This window comes from Casimicrobium huifangae (genome assembly GCF_009746125.1).
GTDB lineage: Bacteria > Pseudomonadota > Gammaproteobacteria > Burkholderiales > Casimicrobiaceae > Casimicrobium > Casimicrobium huifangae.
Window position 1 is genome coordinate 1,374,831 of record NZ_CP041352.1, and the last position, 18,266, is coordinate 1,393,096.

An 18,266-nucleotide genomic window follows, 5' to 3' on the forward strand; every position below is an offset into this window, starting at 1 on the left:
GACAGCGCGGAGCGGCGTGGCGGGTGGGCGCCTAGCCGCTGTGCGCGAGCAGGCGATCGAGCAGCGCGCTGAGCTGCTGCTGCTCGGCGCCACTCAAACAACCGAAGATCTCTGCGTTGCGCTGCGCGATCAGTTGCATCACACGTTGCCAGGCGGCCTTGCCCGGCGCGGTGAGGTTGAGCACCACGCCACGACTATCCGCGTCACTCGTGGTCTTGCTCACCAATCCGGCGTCCACCAGTGCCTGGGCGGCGCGACTGGCCTGGCCTTTGGTCAGGTGGGCGTGGGCGGCGAGATCATTCACTGACAGCGGCGCAAAGCTACCGATGGCAGCGAGGCATCGACCATCGCTGATTGACATGCCGGTGTGCTCGGCGTAGGCACGGTTGCTCTGCAGGTCGGTCAGCTTGTGCAGGCGATGCAGACGCCAGGTGAGTGTTCGATCCAGTGCCGGTTGCGCAGCGGCCGCGCCAGTTGATGTCGTCCGCCGCCGGGTCATGTGTTGCTCAGGCGTTCAGCCTGTGTGATCTGTGCCAGCGCGGACGCCGCGTCGGGCTGCTCGGCCAGCAGTGATAGCGCAAGCGTCGCCAGCAACAGTGGTGAACGTGTTTCGCCGGTGCGGGCGATCGCCTCGGCGAGCGCGGTGTAGGTGGTGTCCAGTTCGGCGTGGGTCATGCGGTTCTCGTAGTCTGCTGCAATGCCTTGTCGATGATGGCGGCGATGTCGATATCGCGACCATTGCGCCAGCGGCCGAGCACGTAGCCATCCGGACGGATCACGTAAAGCGTGCCGGGCGCGGCCGCGAAGCGCTCGCGCATCTGCCCTAGGGTGTCGTGAATGTCGCCGTCGCGAATAGCCACCGTATCGCGAACACTGTAGACGCGGACACCGCCGCTACCTTTGGTGGCGGGTGCGATGTCACCGAAGTAGAGCGCCACGAAATGCTGGCCGAACAGTTCGCTCAGATGCTGCGCGCCGCCGGTGGTCTGAATACTTGCCTCGGGCGCTGGCAACCCGGCATGTGGCCCGCCGTCGAATGCACCGAAGTCTGCGATATTGAGCGGGGAATCGACGTACTCAATCGCGGTTGTCTGCCGTGGGTTGACCAGCGAGCGAACGCTGTCGTTCTCCAGCGCCAGCCGCAGCGCCGCTTCGCGCATCAGCCGAAAACCGTAGTTGGGTGGCGCCATGAATTCTGTGCTCTTGGCACCGTAACGGATGTTCTCGCGAGCGGCATGGACACGTTCGATGGAGTAACTGTCGAGCAGCGAATCGGCTGCCTCGCCACGCAACACCGCCGCCAGTTTCCACGCCAGGTTGCCGGCGTCGTCGAGCCCCGAATTGAGCCCGCGCACACCGAAGATGGGCACCAGATGCGCGGCATCGCCGGCAAACAGCACACGGCCGTGGCGATATTGCGGCAGCGTCAGGCATTTGGCGTTGTAGATCGAGATCCACAGTGGCTTCCAAGGTGCCGTCTCGCCAATCATGTCGAGATGGCTCTGCACGCGCGGTAGCACGTTCTCCGGCTTCACCGCCTCGGCCGGATCTTCATCGTCGCGGATCTGGTAGTCGATGCGCCACACGTTGTCCGGCTGCCGGTGCATCAGGATGGTGGAGCCCGGATTCGACGGCGGATCGAACCACGCCAGCCGCTCCACCGGGCGCGACGTCGCCTGTTCGATATCGACGATCACGTAGCGGCCGTCGTATTGCATCCCGCTTAACTGCAGTCCGAGCAATTCGCGCACGGTGCTGCGGCCACCGTCGCAGGCGATTACCCAGTCGGCCTCGATGCGATGCGTGCTGCCGTTGGCGCTGGTCACCTCGACGGTGTTTCCGTTCCCATGAGGCGTTACGTTGCTGACGCGCGTTGACCAGCGCACATCGACAAGGCCGGTGGCGATTGCCGCGTCATGGGCGAATTCCTCGGCGTAATACTGCTGGATATTGACCATTGGCCCGAAGCGCTGAGTCGGCTCTGCGGGCATCTCGAAATGCAGCACTTCGCGGTCACGGAAGTAGCTGCGCCCACCCACCCACGAGAGCCCCTTGTCCAGCATCGGCTTGTCGGCGCCAATCCAGCCAAGGATCTCCAGCGAGCGGCGCGACATGCAGATGGCCCGGCTGCCGTCGCAAAAGCTGCTGTCGGCCTCGATCACGGTCGAGGCAATTCCCTGCTGCGCCAGCAGCGCGGCGACGGTGAGCCCGACGGGTCCACCGCCGGCGATCAGCACCGGCGTCCGTGCGGGCAGCGGCGATGTCGATGTTGTGGAGGATGACGTCATGGTTCCGCTCCCGGATTCGGTACTGTTTCAAATCGTCAACAGGACGACAAATAGTTGCGTGCGCAATTATTATTGAAAATAGTTGCGTACGCAACTAAACCGTTTGCTAGTCAGCAGGACTTGCGGGCTTTAGAAGCAATGCAGTGAAGCGCAGCGGAACCGAGGCATATCTCAGGCGAGCACAAGTTGCCCTCGATTTCACTGCGTTGCATCGAGGCTACGGCTGACGGGTGGTCCGCTACCGGCAATAGCCGTCGCGATTGCAGGCGTGTCGTGGGACGCTGCAGGCAGGCGCAGCGGCGTGCGCGAAGGAAGGTGGTGGCGCCCCGGAGACGAATCGAACGTCCGACCTTCCCCTTAGGAGGGGGAAGCTCTATCCACTGAGCTACCGGGGCGAAGCAGTAATTGTGGCAAAAATGGCCGTGGGGCACATATCCCGCGTTCGCCGCACTACGGCAAACCACGGTGGCTACACTTCCAGTCATGACTGAGAACGCTGCTGCTGCATCCGTTTCCACGCCGTTGCCGGCGGCCACGCCTGTGGCGGTGCTGGGCGCTGGCTCTTTCGGCACCGCGCTCGCCATCCAGCTTGCGCGGCGAGGGTCGCGCACCCGGCTCTGGGGGCGCGACGTCACGGCCATGCAGGACGCTGAACGTACGCGGCGCAATCCGCGCTATCTGACCGACTGCGAGTTCCCGGCGACGCTGGTCGCCACCGCCGACCTCGATGCTGCGCTGCGCGACGCCCAGGACATCATCATCGCGACACCCAGCCATGCCCTGCGCGGCACACTGGAGACGCTGAAACCGCGTCTCGGTGATGGTGACGGCGCGCGTCAGGGCGTGGTGATTGCCTGCAAGGGCTTTGAGCCGGGCACCGGCAAGCTGTCACACGAGGTGGCGGCCGATGTGCTCGGGCCGATGCATCCCTATGCTGTGCTGTCCGGCCCCACCTTTGCCGCAGAGCTGGGCCACGGCCTGCCGACGGCAGTGATCATCGCGTCAAAGGATGCGGCATTCGCAGAGCGCATTGCGCATCGCCTGAACGGCGGTGGCTTTCGTGCCTACACCGGTAGTGACGTGATCGGCGTCGAACTCGGTGGCGCAGCCAAGAACGTGATCGCCATTGCTGCCGGCACGTCCGACGGTTTGGGCTTTGGCGCTAACGCACGCAGCCTGCTGATCACCCGCGGCCTTGCCGAAATCCGGCGTCTGGGCGACAAGATGGGCGCGCAGGCAGAGACGCTGATGGGTCTCGCCGGTCTGGGCGATCTGGTGCTCACTTGCACCGACAACCAGTCGCGCAACCGGCGTATGGGCTTGCTGCTGGCCAGCGGCAAAAGCGTCGCGGAAGCGACCGCCGAAATCCAGCAGGTGGTGGAAGGCATCAAGGCCGCCCCCGAGGTGCATCGCCTGGCGCAGCGCTACGGCGTCGCGATGCCGATCACCGAGGTCGCCTGTGCCGTGATTGACGGCCGCATGACACCGCGCGAGGCGTTTGCCACGCTGGCATCGCGCTCGGTGCGGGCCGAAGCCAAATGAGCGCCGCAGCGATGCTTGCAGGGCATCTCAATCCAGCCACCTCCAGTGCCTGGCAGGCGCTGCTCCGCCATGCTGACAGGCAGAAGGAGACCGGCTTCCGCGTCGCCGGCGCCTTTGCGCTTGACCCGGAGCGCGCCAGCCGTTTCAGTATTGATGCCGCCGGGCTGACGCTGGATTACTCCAAGCAGCGCATCGACACGCAGACCATGCAACTGCTGCTGGCGCTCGCAGCCGAACGCAACGTGGCGGGCCGCCGCGATGCGATGTTCGCCGGCGAGAAGGTCAACACGACCGAGCACCGCGCCGTGCTGCATGTCGCCCTGCGCGAACCGGCGGTTGGCGCGCGGCAACACATCGTTGATGGCGTTGATGTGGTTCCCGCCGTGCACGCCGAGCTGGCCCGCATGCGCGCGTTCAGCGAGCAGGTACGCGCCGGCGCGTGGCGCGGGCGCACCGGGCAGGCGATCACCGATGTCGTGAACATTGGCATCGGTGGTTCCGATCTTGGCCCGCAGATGGTGTGCGAGGCGCTGCGACGCGACATCCACCCGCGGCTCAGGACACACTTTGTCTCCAACGTCGATGGCGGCGATCTTGATCGCGTGCTGGCGGGGCTCAATGCGGCGACGACCCTGTTCATCGTGTCGTCGAAGACGTTCACCACGCAGGAAACGATCATGAACGCCCGTCGCGCGCGGGAGTGGTTCCTGGCCAGCGGCGCGCAGCAGGCCGATGTTGGCCAGCACTTCGTCGCGGTGACTACCAATCTGCCTGCCGCTGGTGCGTTCGGCATCGCCAGCACCAATTGCTTCCGCTTCTGGGACTGGGTCGGCGGGCGTTATTCACTGTGGTCGGCAGTCGGCCTGAGCGTGATGATCGCCATCGGCGGCGATGCCTTTGCTGAGCTGCTTGCAGGCGCGCACGCGATGGACGAACATTTCGTCACCGCGCCACTTGCCAGCAACATGCCCTGTGTGCTGGCGCTGGTGGGCATCTGGAACGGCAATTTTCTCGGCGCCAGCAGTCTTTGCGTGGCGCCGTATGCGCAGGATTTGCGGCGGTTGCCCGCCTATCTGCAGCAACTTGAAATGGAGAGCAACGGCAAATCCGTCGCCCTCGACGGCACGCCGCTGGCAACGACGAGTGGCAGTGCCATCTGGGGCGAACCGGGCAGCAACGGGCAGCATGCCTACTTCCAGTTGCTGCATCAGGGCACCGGCCTGATGGCGGTGGATTTCATCGCCTCGCTGGCGCTGACCGGGACCTCGCCCGAGCATCATCGTGTGCTGCTGGCCAACTGCTTTGCGCAGTCGGAAGCGCTGATGTGCGGCAAATCCGCAGACACCGTGCGTGCGGAAATGCGCGCCACCGGCATGGCGGAGGCCGAGATTGAAGCGCTGGTGCCGCACCGCACCTTCACCGGCAACCGTCCGAGCAACACCATTTTGCTTCCGGAGCTGTCGCCATGCTCGCTGGGCGCGCTGATCGCTCTCTACGAGCACAAGGTGTTCGTGCAGGGCGTGATCTGGGGCATCAATTCGTTCGACCAGTGGGGCGTGGAGCTTGGCAAGCAACTGGCGAAAACGATTGATACTGAACTTGCTGCAGGCGCCGTTACCGGCGTGCACGATGCGTCAACACAGGCGCTGATGCAGCGGGCGATCGCGGCGATGGCGGATCGCCGCTAACGTTCGCCGATCAGCCGGGTCTAAGCTTCGAACAGCAACAACGCCGCCACCTGCCGCCCTTCGCCGAGCAGCACGTTGTAGGTGCGGCAGGCAGCGCTGGTGTCCATCACTTCGTAGCCGATGCGTGCCTCGATCAGCGGGCGCAGGGCGTCGGGCTTGGGGAAGCGCAACGCGCGGCCAGTGCCGATCAGCACGATTTCGGCGCCCACGTTGGTTGCCTGCGCGATCGCCTCTGAGCTGATCTCGGCAAACGCGGCCACTGGCCACGGCGCGGCAGCTTCGCGGTGCGACAGGCGCACGCTCTGGCGATGCTCGACGCCACCCACCGTCACCGACCCGACGGTGTAGGCGGTGATCGCGTATGCGCTTGCAGCCTCGCGCTGAAATTTCATCGCCATGGGCGCCCGTCTCCTGATGTGTTGCAGTGGTCAGCAGCGAATTATCCGCGAGCATTTGATCGGAGCATCTTGTGGACGAAAAGACCGCTGTATATGGGCTTGAAACGGCAAATGCCAAAAAGTCGACTTTGAGTAAAAAAGTACCCCTGAGCCCAATGAAATAGTCTTTGCAACAAAAAGCTGCTGTCCCAGTGCACGCTGTCCAGCCGCCCAATGCTGCGTTGCGGCAAGTCGCTTTTCCCTGTAACATCAATCGCTTAGGTGCCCCCTTCGTCTGCCAGATTTCTGTTGGATCGAGGAGGGGTAAGTTCAAATCCCCGCACCAGGATTCTGCGATGCAAACCGAGTTCTCGCGCATCAAGCGCCTTCCCCCTTACGTTTTTGCGATCACCACTGATCTGAAGATGGCTGCCCGCCGCAAGGGCGAAGACATCATCGATTTCGGCATGGGCAACCCCGACGGCCCCACGCCCAAGCACATCGTCGACAAGCTGGTTGAAACCGCGCAACGCGGCGACACCCACGGCTACAGCGTTTCAAAAGGCATCCCGCGTCTGCGCAAGGCCATCGCCAACTGGTATGCCCAGCGCTACGGCGCCTGGATTGATCCGGAAACTGAAGCCATCGTCACCATCGGCTCGAAAGAGGGCCTCGCGCACCTGATGCTCGCCACGCTGGATCGTGGTGACACCGCACTGGTGCCGAACCCGAGCTACCCGATCCACATCTACGGCGCGATTATCGCGGGTGCGGACATCCGCAGCGTGCGCATGACCGAAGACGTGGATTTCTTCGAAGAGATCGAGCGCGCCATTCGCGAAAGCTTCCCGAAGCCGAAGATGCTGATCCTCGGGTTTCCGTCGAACCCGACTGCCATGTGCGTCGATCTGCCGTTCTTTGAAAAGATCGTCGCACTGGCCAAAGAGCATGGCATCTGGGTCGTGCATGACCTTGCCTACGCCGACCTCGGCTTCGATGGCTACAAGGCGCCGAGCATCATGCAGGTGAAGGGCGCCAAAGAGGTTGCCGTCGAGTTCTTTACCATGAGCAAAAGCTACAACATGGCCGGCTGGCGCGTGGGCTTCATGGTGGGTAATCCGCATCTGGTCAGCGCGCTCGGCCGCATCAAGGGCTACAACGATTACGGCACTTTCACGCCGATTCAGGTGGCAAGCATCGCCGCGCTTGAAGGCCCGCAGGATTGTGTGGAAGAAATCCGCCAGAAATACGAATCTCGTCGCAACGTAATGGTGAAAGGCCTGCATGAAGCGGGCTGGATGGTCGACAACCCGAAGGCCAGCATGTACATCTGGGCAAAGATTCCCGAGCCGTACATGAAGATGGGCTCGCTGGAGTTCGCCAAAAAACTGCTGGCCGACGCCAAGGTCAGCGTGTCGCCCGGCATTGGCTTCGGGCAATATGGCGACACCCACGTGCGCTTCGCGCTGATCGAAAATGAAGCGCGCTCCCGTCAGGCGGTGCGCGGTATCAAGGAAATGTTCAAGAAGGATGGCTTGCTATAGCGCTGTTGCGCTACAGCAGGACGAGAGGACGACGCTCGCTTCGCTCGCTAGGACGACGGCTTGCTTCGCCGCCTAGGACGCAAGGCTTGCGACCAGGATCGTATTCACACACTATGCGAATCAAGAACGCACTCAACATCTGCTCGCGTCCTAGCGCGAAGCGCGTCGTCCTAGCCCGCGAAGCTGGGCGTCGTCTTAGCGCGTCAGCGCGTCGTCCTCACGGAAATACCTTATGAAACCTCTCAGAATCGGACTCCTCGGCATCGGCACAGTGGGCGGCGGCACGTTTGACGTGCTCACCCGCAACGCCGAAGAAATTTCACGTCGCGCCGGGCGTCCGATCACCATTACCCACGTTGCCGACAAGAACACCGCACTGGCGAATCAGGTGGTGGCGGGTCGTGCAACGGTGACCGATGATGCTTTCGGCGTGGTGCGCAATCCGGACATTGACGTCGTCGTCGAACTGATCGGCGGTTACGGCGTTGCCAAGCAACTGATACTGGAAGCCATCAACAATGGCAAGCACGTGGTCACCGCCAACAAGGCACTGCTCGCATTGCATGGCAATGAGATCTTTGCCGCTGCGCGCGCCAAGGGCGTCATCGTCGCGTTTGAGGCCGCCGTTGCCGGTGGCATTCCGATCATCAAGGCGCTGCGCGAAGGCCTCGTCGCCAACCGCATCGAATGGATCGCCGGCATCATCAACGGCACCACCAACTTCATCCTCTCCGAGATGCGCAGCAAGGGCCTCGCCTTTGCTGACGTGCTGAAGGAAGCGCAGGCCAAGGGCTATGCCGAGGCCGACCCGACGTTTGATATCGAAGGCGTCGATGCAGGTCACAAAATCAGCATCCTTGCGGCGCTGGCGTTTGGCATTCCGCTGTCGTTCGACAAGGCCCACGTTGAAGGCATCACCAAAATTGAAGCCATCGACATCCGCTACGCCGAGGAGATGGGCTACCGCATCAAGCTGCTCGGCATTGCCCGCCGCCGCGGTGATGGCAGTGACGCGGGTTTCGAATTGCGCGTACACCCGACGCTGATCCCGGCCAAGCGACTGATCGCCAATGTCGAAGGCGTGATGAATGCGGTGCTGGTGAAGGGCGACGCCGTCGGTGCCACGCTGTACTACGGCGCCGGGGCCGGGGCGCAACCTACAGCGTCGGCCGTAATTGCAGATCTGGTGGATGTCGCGCGACTGATCGACGCCGACGTCAACCATCGTGTGCCCTACCTCGCGTTCCAGCCGGACCGCATCGGCAGTGAGCCGGTGCTGCCGATTGACGAAGTGGAAACTTCGTACTACCTGCGCCTGCGCGTGGATGACAAGCCGGGTGTGCTGGCCGACATCACGCGCGTGCTCGCGGACAACAACATCTCCATCGATGCGATGCTGCAAAAGGAGCCCGCCGAGGGCGAAGCGCAGACCGACATCATTCTGCTCACGCATGAGACGATCGAGAAGAACGTCAAGCGTGCCATCGCAGCGATTGAGGCGCAGCCGAGTACGCGTGGCAAGATCGTGTTGCTGCGGCTGGAGAATCTGGCGTGATGCAGTACCTCTCCACCCGCGGCCACCCGGCGCGACAATCGTTCAGTCAGGTTCTGCTTTCCGGCCTTGCCGAGGACGGCGGCCTGATGCTGCCCGAGACGCTGCCGAAGATCACCGACGCAGAGCTCACCGCCTGGCGCGCGCTGCCGTATCACGCGCTGGCGCATGCAGTGCTCTCGAAGTTCATCGCGACCGATGACATCGATTCCGCCACGCTGGCCGCGTTGACGAAGGCGACGTACACGAAGGAAGTGTTCGGCACCGACGACATCACGCCGCTGCGCAAGATTGACGGCTACGCGCCAGGCATGCAGATCGAGGCCCTGTCGAACGGGCCGACGCTGGCCTTCAAGGACATGGCGATGCAGCTGCTCGGGCGGTTGTTCGAGTTTGAGCTGGGCCGTCGCAACCAGACGCTGAACATCCTTGGCGCTACGAGCGGCGATACCGGCAGCGCGGCGGAATACGCGATGCGCGGGCGCAAGGGCGTCAACGTTTTCATGCTCTCGCCCGCAGGCCGTATGAGTGCGTTCCAGCGCGCGCAGATGTACTCGCTGCAGGACGCCAACATCCACAACATCGCGGTGGAAGGCGTGTTCGACGATTGCCAGGACATCGTGAAGGCGGTGTCGAACGACCTCGCGTTCAAGCGACAGTACAACATCGGCACCGTGAATTCGATCAACTGGGGCCGCATCTCGGCGCAGGTGGTCTACTACGTCAAGGGCTATCTCGCGGCGACGACGGCGAACGCGCAGAAGGTTTCGTTCGCCGTGCCGTCCGGCAATTTCGGCAACATTCTCGCCGGCCATATCGCCCGCGAGATGGGCCTGCCGATTGACACACTGGTGCTCGCGACCAACGAGAACAACGTGCTCGCCGAGTTCTTCAATACAGGCGTCTATCGGCCGCGCCCGAGCAAGGAAACATTCGAGACATCGAGCCCGTCGATGGACATCTCGAAAGCCTCGAACTTCGAGCGCTTCGTCTACCACCTGTTCAACAACGACGCGGCGCGCGTTGCGGCGCTCTGGCGCGAGGTTGATCAGGGCCGTGCGTTCGACGTGTCGCAGACTGCGGAGTGGAAAGGCCTGCGCGAACGCTTCGGCTTTGTAGCCGGTACCAGTACGCACGCCGATCGCCTCGCTACCATCCGCGAGGTGTATGAGAAGACTGGTAGTCTGATCGACACCCACACCGCCGACGCGGTGAAAGTCGCTCGTCCGCTGGTGAAGCCAGGCGTACCGATGATCGTGCTCGAAACGGCACTGCCGGTAAAGTTTGCCGACACGGTGAAGGACGCCGTGGGCTTTGAGCCGCCGCTCACTGCCGACCAGCAGGCAATGATGAAGTTGCCGCTGCGCGTGGTGCAGATCGCGCCGGATGTCGAGCGCGTGAAGGCGATCATCGCCGGTCGATAAGTTTGCAGGAGCGGCTCCGCCGCGACCCGCGTCGACGCAGGGTAGGGGCGGCGCCGTCTGGGCAGAGCCCCTCCTACAATGCGTGCATGCCCAACTCCCTCGAAGTCAGCCACCTCAGCCACCGTTATCCGCCGCGCGGTCGCGAGCAGGCGCGGGACACGCTGCACGATGTAAGCTTTCGGGTTGAGGCCGGCCGCGTGGGCTGCCTGCTCGGGCCATCCGGTTGCGGCAAGACGACACTGCTACGCTGCGTTGCAGGACTGGAACCCACTGGCAACGGCACCATCCGCATCGGCGAGCGCATCGTGGCGGACGGGCGCACCCACATCGAGCCCGAAGATCGCGGCGTTGGCGTGGTGTTTCAGGACTACGCCTTGTTCCCGCACCTCGACGTTGCCGGCAACGTCGGTTTCGGGCTCAACAAGCTGGCGTCGCGCGAACGCGATGCGCGCGTGCAGGAGGCGCTGGAACTGGTGCGCCTGCGCGACACCGCGCACGCCTATCCGCACGAGCTTTCAGGTGGCCAGCAGCAACGCGTAGCACTGGCCCGCGCGCTGGTGCTTAAGCCCAAACTCGTTCTTTTCGACGAGCCGTTCTCGAATCTCGATATCGAAACGCGGCAGCGCCTCTCCGCAGAGGTGCGTGCCTCGCTGTCCGAGGCCCACGCCACGGCGCTGCTGGTGACGCATGATCAGCATGAGGCCTTCGCGCTGGCCGACGAGATCGGCGTGCTGCGCGATGGTCACCTCGAACAATGGGACACCGCCTACAACCTCTATCACCGGCCGTCGTCCCGCTTCATTGCGGATTTTGTGGGCGAGGGGGTGTTCCTGCCCGCGCGCGTTGTCGATGCCGGCTGCCTCGACAGCGAACTTGGCCCGATGGCACTGAGCGAGCTCACGACGCGCGCGCCGGGCGACGAAATCGAGCTGCTGCTGCGGCCCGACGATGTGATTCACGATGACGCCAGCACCGCGACGGCAAAGGTCGTTGCCCGCGCATTTCGCGGGGCGCAGTTCCTCTACACGCTGGAGCTGCCGAGCGGCCGGCACGTGCTGGCGCTGGTGCCCAGCCACCACAATCACCGCATCGGCGAGGCGATCGGCGTTCGCGTCGAGCTGGACCACGTCGTCGCGTTCTGACGCCAGGTCGGCTCCGACGCCGTGTTTTTGACGGCGGCCCCGCTTTCTGGTTATAATTCAAAGCTCAGCGGCTGTAGCTCAGTTGGATTAGAGTACTTGGCTACGAACCAAGGGGTCGTGGGTTCAATTCCTGCCAGCCGCGCCATACACACAAAGGGTTAGCAAGTTAATAGCTGCTAACCCTTTTTTCATTTCGGCGATCACGATACCTGCCGCGATACCTCTGCAGTTTTGCTGGTAATCGAAGCCCTCGCGCGCGTACACCTGCGCGGATCGTATGCACTTGGGGCACCCTACACGCATTCGCGCGGTCATGACAGGCGCCTAATGGTGCCGATGCCGAACCCAATGATCCGGCTAGCCTTTGTTGAACTGACTCAAAACCCTTTGATTCTTCGATTAAGTCTCTGATTTTCAATGGTTTTGTTGCCCTCGCGCGCGTGCCTGTGCGCGGAATCGGGAAATACGTCGCGGGGATTGAAGGACGTATCGGACATTGCAATGCGCTGATCGAACCCGCAGAATCTAGCCGCCATACCGGAGGCTCTTCAAATGCGTCAATTTGTCGCCTGTCTAGCAGCTCTATTCGTCGGGCTCGTGTCTGCGCAACAGGTCTCGGTCGTTGAATACCAGAACACCAGCCTAGACGCCTACTTCATCACCGGGCGGGCTGATGAGCAAGCCGTGTTGGATAAGGCGTCCGGGTTCCGCAGAACCGGAATGACGTTCGCTGCGACTCCGGCGTCTACGGGGGCGCTCCTCGGCAGGCCAAGCGTTTGCCGATACTACATATCCATCCCGTCGCCATTCACCAGTAGCCATTTCTACGGAACCACCGGCGGTGACTGCGAGCTACTCGCGTCGTTGCTGCCTGTTGGCTTTTCGTATGAAGGACTCGATTTTTCAATCGATAAGTCCACGGCGGCAACGTGCCCCGCTAGCGCGCCGCATCCTGTCTACCGTGCGTTTCGTCCGGCGGCAGGGGGAAAGACGCCCAATCACCGCTACGCGACCAGTTTCGACACGTACGCCAGCATGGTGCGACTTGGCTGGACTGGCGAAGGTATCGTTTTCTGTTCGACGTCTGTGACCGACGTTGCCGGGGCAGCACCGGCAAGTTCAGCGGCCGGATATTGGATCGGGACCACCAATACAAACCGAAACGTGTTCGCGATCATCTTGCCGTCAGGTGAATCGTGGGTGATGTACACCGACACGGCCGGTCGCAACTTCCTCTCCGGGGTTGTCTACTCGCAGATTAGTTGGACCTCTAGCACCTTTGCGAGCAGTAGCGGCGCGCGAGATTTTTCGTTCGAGTTTGCGCGCTACTTCGATGCTGGCGTCAGCGGAACTTATTCCCAACGCAATCAGATAGCCGGGATGATCTCTTACCCTTCGCTCGGCCAATCAACGTCATTCAACGCGCGCTACAACGCGAACATCGAACTTCAACCAAGTTTGGGGACGATTGCTGGCGCGTACACCGGCACCGGGATCATGTTGGGTAGTAACACTGCCACAACGGTTTCAATTCAAGCAACCGGGTCCGTGCTCGGCGTGACTGCGAGCGGATGTTCCTTTACAGGCAGCATCACCCCTGTGAGTGGCGCTAATGCGTACCGTGTGACGGTAGCGACAATATCGAGCGCGCTTTGCGGGCCGTCGATCACGTTGTCCGGTGGCGCCTACTTTGACGCGCCAAGTCGTTCGTTGAATGTGATTACGTTGGATGCTGGCAGAACAAATGCCTATGTGTTCCTCGGGACGAAGCAGTGATCTAGGTCCTTAAAGAGCAGAAATGCAATTTTTGCGCGGTTCTCCTTCAGACCGTTATGGTCGTCACCAAGCGCACACGCATGTGTACCTTACCGGTCGTCTGAACACTGATTTCCCCGGTTGCGGTGAGCATGTCGCCTTCGCCCAACCGTCGCAGCTCAAGTCCTAGCGCTTCGTCGTTCGTTTCCATCGTGATTACCTGCGCGCGGTTGCTGGCATCCGGTGCAATCATCGTTGCCGTCGTTAGCGTGGTTACCCTGGGCATAACGATCTGCCACTTCGCCTTTTCCTTCAGGCGTCCAGAAATCATTGCTGCAATCATTGGCGGCCCCCTGACGGCATGCGGCGCGTTTGCTCGTCGCGCTTCCTCCTGACCTGATCTTGAGCCGCAATCCACGGGGGTAAAACCGCCTGAAATGCCGCCAACGGAGGGCGCGGCGCTTGGCTATTGCGCATAGCCTCCTGAGTGACTTTCTGTGCAATTGCAATTTGTGTGCGGAGGTATTCGATGTCGCTGTCCAATTTTTCTGGCGCGATCCATTGCCGCAGCGTCAGCAGCCTGTGCCGATAACCTGGTGAATCAGCACGCAATGCACACAGGTCAAAAATCAACTTGTCGCAAAGCGTGGCCCGGTCAAGAAAGCCGAGCCAATACTCGTCAGCATCAGGCGTTGGCATGCCTGATAGCGCCCGCGTTATCTCTTCGTTCAGCGTGCCCACATGGCGCACGCTTCCCGGTCGTTCAGTCACTTTCATAGCGTTCCTTTCGCTGTTCGTTGTTCGGTGTGTATGCATGGCGCGAGCGTTCAAAGGCTGCGCAGTTCAAACCGTTGTCGTCTGGTAGCTCGCGGGCGAGCGGCCCGGACGGGGCCAGGTCTGCCCGCTCATCGCTGGTGCAGTAGCCCGCCGAGCGTCCCGGCGCTATCCGGTGTCGGCAGTTGGCACACTGCCGGGTTGCTTTGATGTGCTCGGCAAGTGCTGCGCCGTGAGTCTTGACGGTATCGGCCCAGATGTCCGCGACTGTTTCCGGTGTTTCCTCGTGCAGCCGTGCCACGTTGCCGCGTACCTCGATAAAGGCGCCATCGCTTGACGACAACGAAATGATGCGTTCTGGCGATAGGCGTTTCAGGTACTGCGGCCATGTGTCAATGGCAGCGGTATCGTTTGCAGCCTGCTCAATGGCGAGCGCTGCAATCAGTTCGGCCTTGTGATCCCGAACAAAGGCCCGCCATTCGTCATTCAAGCGACTGGCAGGGGAAACCGTCAAACGGTCGCCAGACACTGCCAGCTCGAAGCCTTGTTCCCGGATGCTTTGGAGTGCGTTAGACATGGTCAAAACGTCTCCGCATCGGCGTTAGACTGCGCCGAAGAAACCGAAGAAGCCGAAGAAACCCGTTCTAAGAAAGCCTGTTTCTTCGGTTTCTTCGTGCCGTTTTCGGTTTCTTCGTGGGCGCTTGGCTGTTGCCAGACCCAGCCGCCGCGCATGGAGTCCTTAACCGACTTGATGCCCAAACGCTCGCGAGCGGTGCGGATTGCCGTTGCGCTGTAGCCGTGCTTCTTGGCTTCGTTTATCCCTTGCAGCGCTGGGCAGGGACCGTTCGACACCAAATCAAGCAAGATGTCGTCGAGACCGCCTTGTGCTTCGTCGTCAACTTCGGGTTCGTAGTCTTCCGCTGATGCCAGAATGTCCCGCGCCGATCCCTCTATCGGATCGCCAAAAGCAACATATTGTCCGGTTACGCCGTCGGCGATTTCTTTCAGGTTAAGCCCGTAGCGATAGCCTCCGCCGTCTGGCCCGATGTTGGATTTCGAACGGACTAACAGCCGGTCGAGTTCGCCATCGGCTTTTGAGTCCTTTGCGGTAGCGAGCACCACGCGGGCAAGCGCCCCGAATGCTTGCGAGCCGATAACTCGCTCTGTCACGTCGCGGCCTGCTGATCCTTTGCCGAAGTGACTGATTCCAAGAATCGCAATATCGTGCGCCTCAGCAAGGGCAACCCATGGCGCCAGCGCCCGCCTTACTTCCGATGCCTTGTGAGAGTCACCAGCAACAGCCGACACAATCGGGTCAAGCACGATTAGGCGAACGCCGTCCAGCACAGGCGCGAGCAAGTCGTGATCCATCGCACTGTCAAACAACACTACTTCGCCGTTTTCGTCGGTGCGTCCCTTGATGATGCGAACGCGCGACGGATCGCCACCAGCGGCTAGTAAACGGGGTTTCAGCGTGTCGCTGCAGTCATCCTCTGCGCTGATAACCAGCACGTTACCTTGCTGCGCTCTAGTGCCGTCCGGCCATCGTCCGCCCGTGGTGACGATTGCCGCTAATGTCATCGCAAGCGATGTTTTCCCGGTGCCGGGTGCGCCCGCCAGAATGTGCAGCTTCCCGCAAGCGAGATATTCAAACCATAGCCAGCGGATCGGCTTCATCTCGATTTCGGCAAACGTCGGCGCCACAATGCGCGGCTGCTTCTTTGCGATGCCGTCGAGCGCAGATTGCCCACGCTGCACCGATTGCAAATGAACAACGCCGTTCATACTGCCACCTGTGCAGCGCTCAGCACACGGGAAATTGCCAGACCTAAGCGCTCGTCATCCTCCGACGATAGAGAGCCTTTGCGCATCGTCCCGGCAATGACGCCGATAGTCAGCGCTTCATGTTGGACGGCGCGAAGTACGTCTGCCGCGCTCCACGGCTTGCGCTGCGGTTTGCCGCTCTCGGTCTTCGGGAAAAGGTCGCTTAGCTCGATGCCGACGGCGCTGGTGATCTCGTGGACACTGCAACCGGCAAAACAATGGAGGAGCACTGTCCCGTCTGGCGTTTCCTTGATCGCAAGCGACGGTGATTTATCGTCATGCGCCGGGCAACGTGCAGCCCATTTGCCCTGACCGGTGGCTCGCACGTTTGAAACGCGGGACAACAGAGCTTCAATCAATGGAGCCTCCAATCTCGGCGAGCAGTTCAAGCGCTTCCTGGGTGTCATCGAGCGGTCGCCAGACAAGGCCCCAAGTCGCCGTGTAGGATTCGGCACCGTTCGACCCTTTTGAACGCAACAGGCCGAAACCGCGTTGCGCAAAGGCGCTACGAAGAATTTCGTAACTAGGCTGCATATGCTGCCTCCTGCGCCTCGCCATGGCCGACAATGCCTACCGATGCAACGGCTTGCTCTGTTAGGTGGTCGCGCAGCACGCGCGCGAGCGCTCTTTGCTCGTACGTGGCAACGTGGATTTCGACGTCATGTCCCTGTGTCCAAGACCACCTATAGACGAGCGGGTTACCTCCAGGCGCGCACACAATTGCGTCTACGCCTGCGGTCGCTGTCATAGCTTCTGTCGGGTTCGTGAGCAAGACATGCACCACATCCGGCGGGTTGCCGCATATGACGCGATCAACGACGTAGTGAGCGAGTGCCGGGAGGGGTTTGCGTGGAAATGTGTTTTCTGTAAAATTCATCTTTGAAATCAATCTCTTAAGCAGCCCGCCATGCGCGGGCTCTTTTTTTTGTGGTGGGAGCGAAGCGAATAGCTGGCAGGTCTGATGCCCGTCATGCTGCGCTGTGCTGGCTAGGGTTCGTGCCGTCGCGCGCTTCGATCTGCTCTCGGATGTAAGCGGCGATTTCGTCGCTGACCCAAGCAACCGCGCGCCGCGAACCGCCGATACGCACCGGCTGCGGGGCTCGTTTTTGTTGGACGTTCTTGAGAAAGAGGGCGCGAGACTGTCCGGTGCAGTCAAGCACGCGGGGAAGGCGCCAAAGGGATGGAGTCTGCATTGTGAGTTCTTCCTTGTGAGTTAACACGGGGCTTTCGCCCGAAATCCACGTAGGGACACAGAGGTCTCTGCGTGTCAGGAAGAACAATAGGAATTGCAGTGACCGGTGTCACTGCAATCAATTCATCAATTATTTCTTGCTGCTGCAATAAGGTCTTTGAGGTCTTTTAGACGCGCGAAAGCTTCCGTGAATGCCAGTTTTTCAGCATCGTCTCGCAACTGCCGACGAGCAGCGCCTTTAGGAAAAGCTGTATTCAGAAAGTAGGAGATGACACTCCCCAAGACGGCCGCTTCCATCGCTGCAAAGTCAGGAGTCAAAGAAGCGATAGGTCTAATCGGGCGCTCAATACCTTGTTTGTCGAGCGCGCATTGGGTGCCCAGTGATACCGCGTGTCGAACGATTGCGCCGCAGTCTAAATTGTCTGGCCGCTCCAGGAGCGAGAGGAACTCTTTCAACGCTAGCGGTGCTCGTGCGACCGGGTCCGTTGACAAGCCAATTTGCGCCATGTCTCGCACGAATTGGCTGTAGTGGTTGCTGATAGTCCGCTCTGACCTCGCTTGTTTCTCTGCGGCGCTAAAAATCGCGTCTTGGTAGCTTTCACCGTGGACAATGCGCCGAATCAAAACGTGAACGACAGCTGATTCGTACTCAGGCGAAAGGGACTCGGTGGATGTCCGCTTTCTTGGACGCCCCCGTGCGACTGCTGCCCCATCAACGTCCATGCCGGTCATCCGTCGAAGCAAGGCTGCTGCGGCGTTCCGATCATCTTGCCCTATCCAGTCATTCTCAAGTCTGTCGGCCAGTTCGCGTATAGCCTTCCGCTCTGCTGGAGTTGTTCGGATTTGTACCGATTTTTGCCCTGATTTTTCATTCACCACAACATTCGCCTCGTGTTGTCCGATATGAATTCCGCGCAAGCCGGGCTTGCTTCCCGGGTTTCGCCAGTTACGGCTAGGCGCGGCAACTCGTTCTAATCCCGTTACCGGGGCTGACTCGTTGCTTTCTTGACGAAAGCTATCTGCACTGTCTCGCCCTTTCAAGCAACATCGCGCGCGCTGCTGTTCAAGTGTTCTCGAGCGACCATTTTGTTGGCCATGGTGAAAGGTGCCCTTTCATAGTGGTCAGACGGATTGCAGCGTTCCTGCGCTGATTTCCGTCGCCTT

Annotated in this window: 19 protein-coding genes and 2 tRNA genes; 8 read left to right on the plus strand and 13 right to left on the minus strand. The window is 61.2% G+C overall.

Annotated elements, in window-relative coordinates; translation table 11 throughout:
* Positions 1–31: 31 nt before the first annotated feature.
* The 4 genes from FKL89_RS06440 to FKL89_RS06455 all read right to left on the minus strand — a co-directional run bounded on the left by FKL89_RS06440 (position 32) and on the right by FKL89_RS06455 (position 2,683).
* Positions 32–499, minus strand: a complete 468-nt coding sequence (locus FKL89_RS06440; protein WP_156861977.1) for a MarR family winged helix-turn-helix transcriptional regulator — start codon at positions 497–499, stop codon at positions 32–34.
* Positions 496–675: a hypothetical protein gene (locus FKL89_RS06445; RefSeq protein ID WP_156861978.1), complete on the minus strand. Its 180-nt coding sequence runs from the start codon at positions 673–675 to the stop codon at positions 496–498. Before FKL89_RS06445 ends, FKL89_RS06440 begins: the two co-directional genes overlap by 4 nt.
* Positions 672–2,288, minus strand: a complete 1,617-nt coding sequence (locus tag FKL89_RS06450; protein WP_156861979.1) for an FAD-dependent oxidoreductase — start codon at positions 2,286–2,288, stop codon at positions 672–674. Before FKL89_RS06450 ends, FKL89_RS06445 begins: the two co-directional genes overlap by 4 nt.
* A gap of 319 nt (positions 2,289–2,607) precedes the next feature.
* Positions 2,608–2,683, minus strand: a tRNA-Arg gene (locus FKL89_RS06455).
* Positions 2,684–2,771: 88 nt separating this feature from the next.
* On the opposite strand from FKL89_RS06455, the gene FKL89_RS06460 reads away from it, so the two are divergent.
* Positions 2,772–3,830, plus strand: coding sequence for an NAD(P)H-dependent glycerol-3-phosphate dehydrogenase (locus FKL89_RS06460; RefSeq protein ID WP_156861980.1), 1,059 nt, complete (start codon positions 2,772–2,774; stop codon positions 3,828–3,830).
* Entirely contained in the window at positions 3,827–5,518 is a 1,692-nt protein-coding gene (gene pgi / locus FKL89_RS06465) for a glucose-6-phosphate isomerase (protein WP_238363511.1), read from the plus strand. The genes FKL89_RS06460 and pgi overlap by 4 nt, the downstream gene beginning before the upstream one ends.
* A gap of 20 nt (positions 5,519–5,538) precedes the next feature.
* Here the strand turns inward: pgi and FKL89_RS06470 are convergent, their stop codons facing one another.
* A complete protein-coding gene (locus FKL89_RS06470) occupies positions 5,539–5,916 on the minus strand; it encodes an Mth938-like domain-containing protein (protein ID WP_156861981.1) in 378 nt (125 codons plus the stop codon).
* Between the two features lie 335 nt (positions 5,917–6,251).
* Here FKL89_RS06470 and alaC point away from each other — a divergent pair, with 335 nt between their 5' ends.
* The 6 genes from alaC to FKL89_RS06500 all read left to right on the plus strand — a co-directional run bounded on the left by alaC (position 6,252) and on the right by FKL89_RS06500 (position 13,333).
* Complete coding sequence (gene alaC / locus FKL89_RS06475; RefSeq protein WP_156861982.1) at positions 6,252–7,439, plus strand: alanine transaminase; 1,188 nt, start codon at positions 6,252–6,254, stop codon at positions 7,437–7,439.
* Positions 7,440–7,671: 232 nt separating this feature from the next.
* Complete coding sequence (locus FKL89_RS06480; RefSeq protein WP_156861983.1) at positions 7,672–8,994, plus strand: homoserine dehydrogenase; 1,323 nt, start codon at positions 7,672–7,674, stop codon at positions 8,992–8,994.
* Positions 8,994–10,415, plus strand: a complete 1,422-nt coding sequence (gene thrC, locus FKL89_RS06485; RefSeq protein ID WP_156861984.1) for a threonine synthase — start codon at positions 8,994–8,996, stop codon at positions 10,413–10,415. The genes FKL89_RS06480 and thrC overlap by 1 nt, the downstream gene beginning before the upstream one ends.
* Before the next feature lie 86 nt (positions 10,416–10,501).
* Positions 10,502–11,557 carry an ABC transporter ATP-binding protein gene (locus FKL89_RS06490; protein ID WP_156861985.1) on the plus strand — a complete coding sequence of 352 codons (1,056 nt, stop codon included), beginning with the start codon at positions 10,502–10,504 and terminating at the stop codon, positions 11,555–11,557.
* Between the two features lie 67 nt (positions 11,558–11,624).
* Positions 11,625–11,702: transfer RNA gene (locus FKL89_RS06495), tRNA-Arg, on the plus strand.
* 407 nt (positions 11,703–12,109) lie between these two features.
* On the plus strand, positions 12,110–13,333 hold the full coding sequence (locus tag FKL89_RS06500) for a hypothetical protein (protein ID WP_156861986.1): 1,224 nt from the start codon (positions 12,110–12,112) through the stop codon (positions 13,331–13,333).
* Between the two features lie 46 nt (positions 13,334–13,379).
* On the opposite strand, the gene FKL89_RS06505 is transcribed toward FKL89_RS06500, so the two are convergent.
* The 8 genes from FKL89_RS06505 to FKL89_RS06535 form a co-directional block, all read right to left on the minus strand.
* Entirely contained in the window at positions 13,380–13,655 is a 276-nt protein-coding gene (locus tag FKL89_RS06505) for a hypothetical protein (RefSeq protein WP_156861987.1), read from the minus strand.
* On the minus strand, positions 13,652–14,089 hold the full coding sequence (locus FKL89_RS06510) for a hypothetical protein (RefSeq protein ID WP_156861988.1): 438 nt from the start codon (positions 14,087–14,089) through the stop codon (positions 13,652–13,654). The genes FKL89_RS06505 and FKL89_RS06510 overlap by 4 nt, the downstream gene beginning before the upstream one ends.
* Positions 14,076–14,663: a hypothetical protein gene (locus tag FKL89_RS06515; RefSeq protein ID WP_156861989.1), complete on the minus strand. Its 588-nt coding sequence runs from the start codon at positions 14,661–14,663 to the stop codon at positions 14,076–14,078. Before FKL89_RS06515 ends, FKL89_RS06510 begins: the two co-directional genes overlap by 14 nt.
* Before the next feature lie 2 nt (positions 14,664–14,665).
* Positions 14,666–15,871 carry an AAA family ATPase gene (locus tag FKL89_RS06520; RefSeq protein WP_156861990.1) on the minus strand — a complete coding sequence of 402 codons (1,206 nt, stop codon included), beginning with the start codon at positions 15,869–15,871 and terminating at the stop codon, positions 14,666–14,668.
* Positions 15,868–16,269 carry a DNA primase gene (locus tag FKL89_RS06525; RefSeq protein ID WP_238363512.1) on the minus strand — a complete coding sequence of 134 codons (402 nt, stop codon included), beginning with the start codon at positions 16,267–16,269 and terminating at the stop codon, positions 15,868–15,870. The genes FKL89_RS06520 and FKL89_RS06525 overlap by 4 nt, the downstream gene beginning before the upstream one ends.
* Positions 16,262–16,444, minus strand: a complete 183-nt coding sequence (locus FKL89_RS20160) for a hypothetical protein (RefSeq protein ID WP_162527416.1) — start codon at positions 16,442–16,444, stop codon at positions 16,262–16,264. Before FKL89_RS20160 ends, FKL89_RS06525 begins: the two co-directional genes overlap by 8 nt.
* Before the next feature lie 434 nt (positions 16,445–16,878).
* The gene (locus tag FKL89_RS06530; RefSeq protein WP_156861991.1) at positions 16,879–17,103 is read right to left on the minus strand and encodes a helix-turn-helix transcriptional regulator; all 225 of its coding nucleotides are present in this window, start codon (positions 17,101–17,103) and stop codon (positions 16,879–16,881) included.
* 125 nt (positions 17,104–17,228) lie between these two features.
* Positions 17,229–17,978, minus strand: coding sequence for a hypothetical protein (locus tag FKL89_RS06535; protein ID WP_156861992.1), 750 nt, complete (start codon positions 17,976–17,978; stop codon positions 17,229–17,231).
* Between the last annotated feature and the right edge of the window lie 288 nt (positions 17,979–18,266).

Excerpts from the sequence above, each read along its gene's own strand:
- FKL89_RS06480 (WP_156861983.1), top strand. The coding sequence starts at position 7,672 with ATGAAACCTCTCAGAATCGGACTCCTCGGCATCGGCACAGTGGGCGGC.
- FKL89_RS06500 (WP_156861986.1), top strand. The coding sequence starts at position 12,110 with ATGCGTCAATTTGTCGCCTGTCTAGCAGCTCTATTCGTCGGGCTCGTG.
- thrC (WP_156861984.1), top strand. The coding sequence starts at position 8,994 with ATGCAGTACCTCTCCACCCGCGGCCACCCGGCGCGACAATCGTTCAGT.
- FKL89_RS06440 (WP_156861977.1), bottom strand. The coding sequence starts at position 499 with ATGACCCGGCGGCGGACGACATCAACTGGCGCGGCCGCTGCGCAACCG.
- alaC (WP_156861982.1), top strand. The coding sequence starts at position 6,252 with ATGCAAACCGAGTTCTCGCGCATCAAGCGCCTTCCCCCTTACGTTTTT.
- FKL89_RS06460 (WP_156861980.1), top strand. The coding sequence starts at position 2,772 with ATGACTGAGAACGCTGCTGCTGCATCCGTTTCCACGCCGTTGCCGGCG.
- FKL89_RS06450 (WP_156861979.1), bottom strand. The coding sequence starts at position 2,288 with ATGACGTCATCCTCCACAACATCGACATCGCCGCTGCCCGCACGGACG.
- FKL89_RS06515 (WP_156861989.1), bottom strand. The coding sequence starts at position 14,663 with ATGTCTAACGCACTCCAAAGCATCCGGGAACAAGGCTTCGAGCTGGCA.
- FKL89_RS20160 (WP_162527416.1), bottom strand. The coding sequence starts at position 16,444 with ATGCAGCCTAGTTACGAAATTCTTCGTAGCGCCTTTGCGCAACGCGGT.
- FKL89_RS06530 (WP_156861991.1), bottom strand. The coding sequence starts at position 17,103 with ATGCAGACTCCATCCCTTTGGCGCCTTCCCCGCGTGCTTGACTGCACC.
- pgi (WP_238363511.1), top strand. The coding sequence starts at position 3,827 with ATGAGCGCCGCAGCGATGCTTGCAGGGCATCTCAATCCAGCCACCTCC.
- FKL89_RS06490 (WP_156861985.1), top strand. The coding sequence starts at position 10,502 with ATGCCCAACTCCCTCGAAGTCAGCCACCTCAGCCACCGTTATCCGCCG.
- FKL89_RS06445 (WP_156861978.1), bottom strand. The coding sequence starts at position 675 with ATGACCCACGCCGAACTGGACACCACCTACACCGCGCTCGCCGAGGCG.
- FKL89_RS06510 (WP_156861988.1), bottom strand. The coding sequence starts at position 14,089 with ATGAAAGTGACTGAACGACCGGGAAGCGTGCGCCATGTGGGCACGCTG.
- FKL89_RS06505 (WP_156861987.1), bottom strand. The coding sequence starts at position 13,655 with ATGATTGCAGCAATGATTTCTGGACGCCTGAAGGAAAAGGCGAAGTGG.
- FKL89_RS06470 (WP_156861981.1), bottom strand. The coding sequence starts at position 5,916 with ATGGCGATGAAATTTCAGCGCGAGGCTGCAAGCGCATACGCGATCACC.
- FKL89_RS06520 (WP_156861990.1), bottom strand. The coding sequence starts at position 15,871 with ATGAACGGCGTTGTTCATTTGCAATCGGTGCAGCGTGGGCAATCTGCG.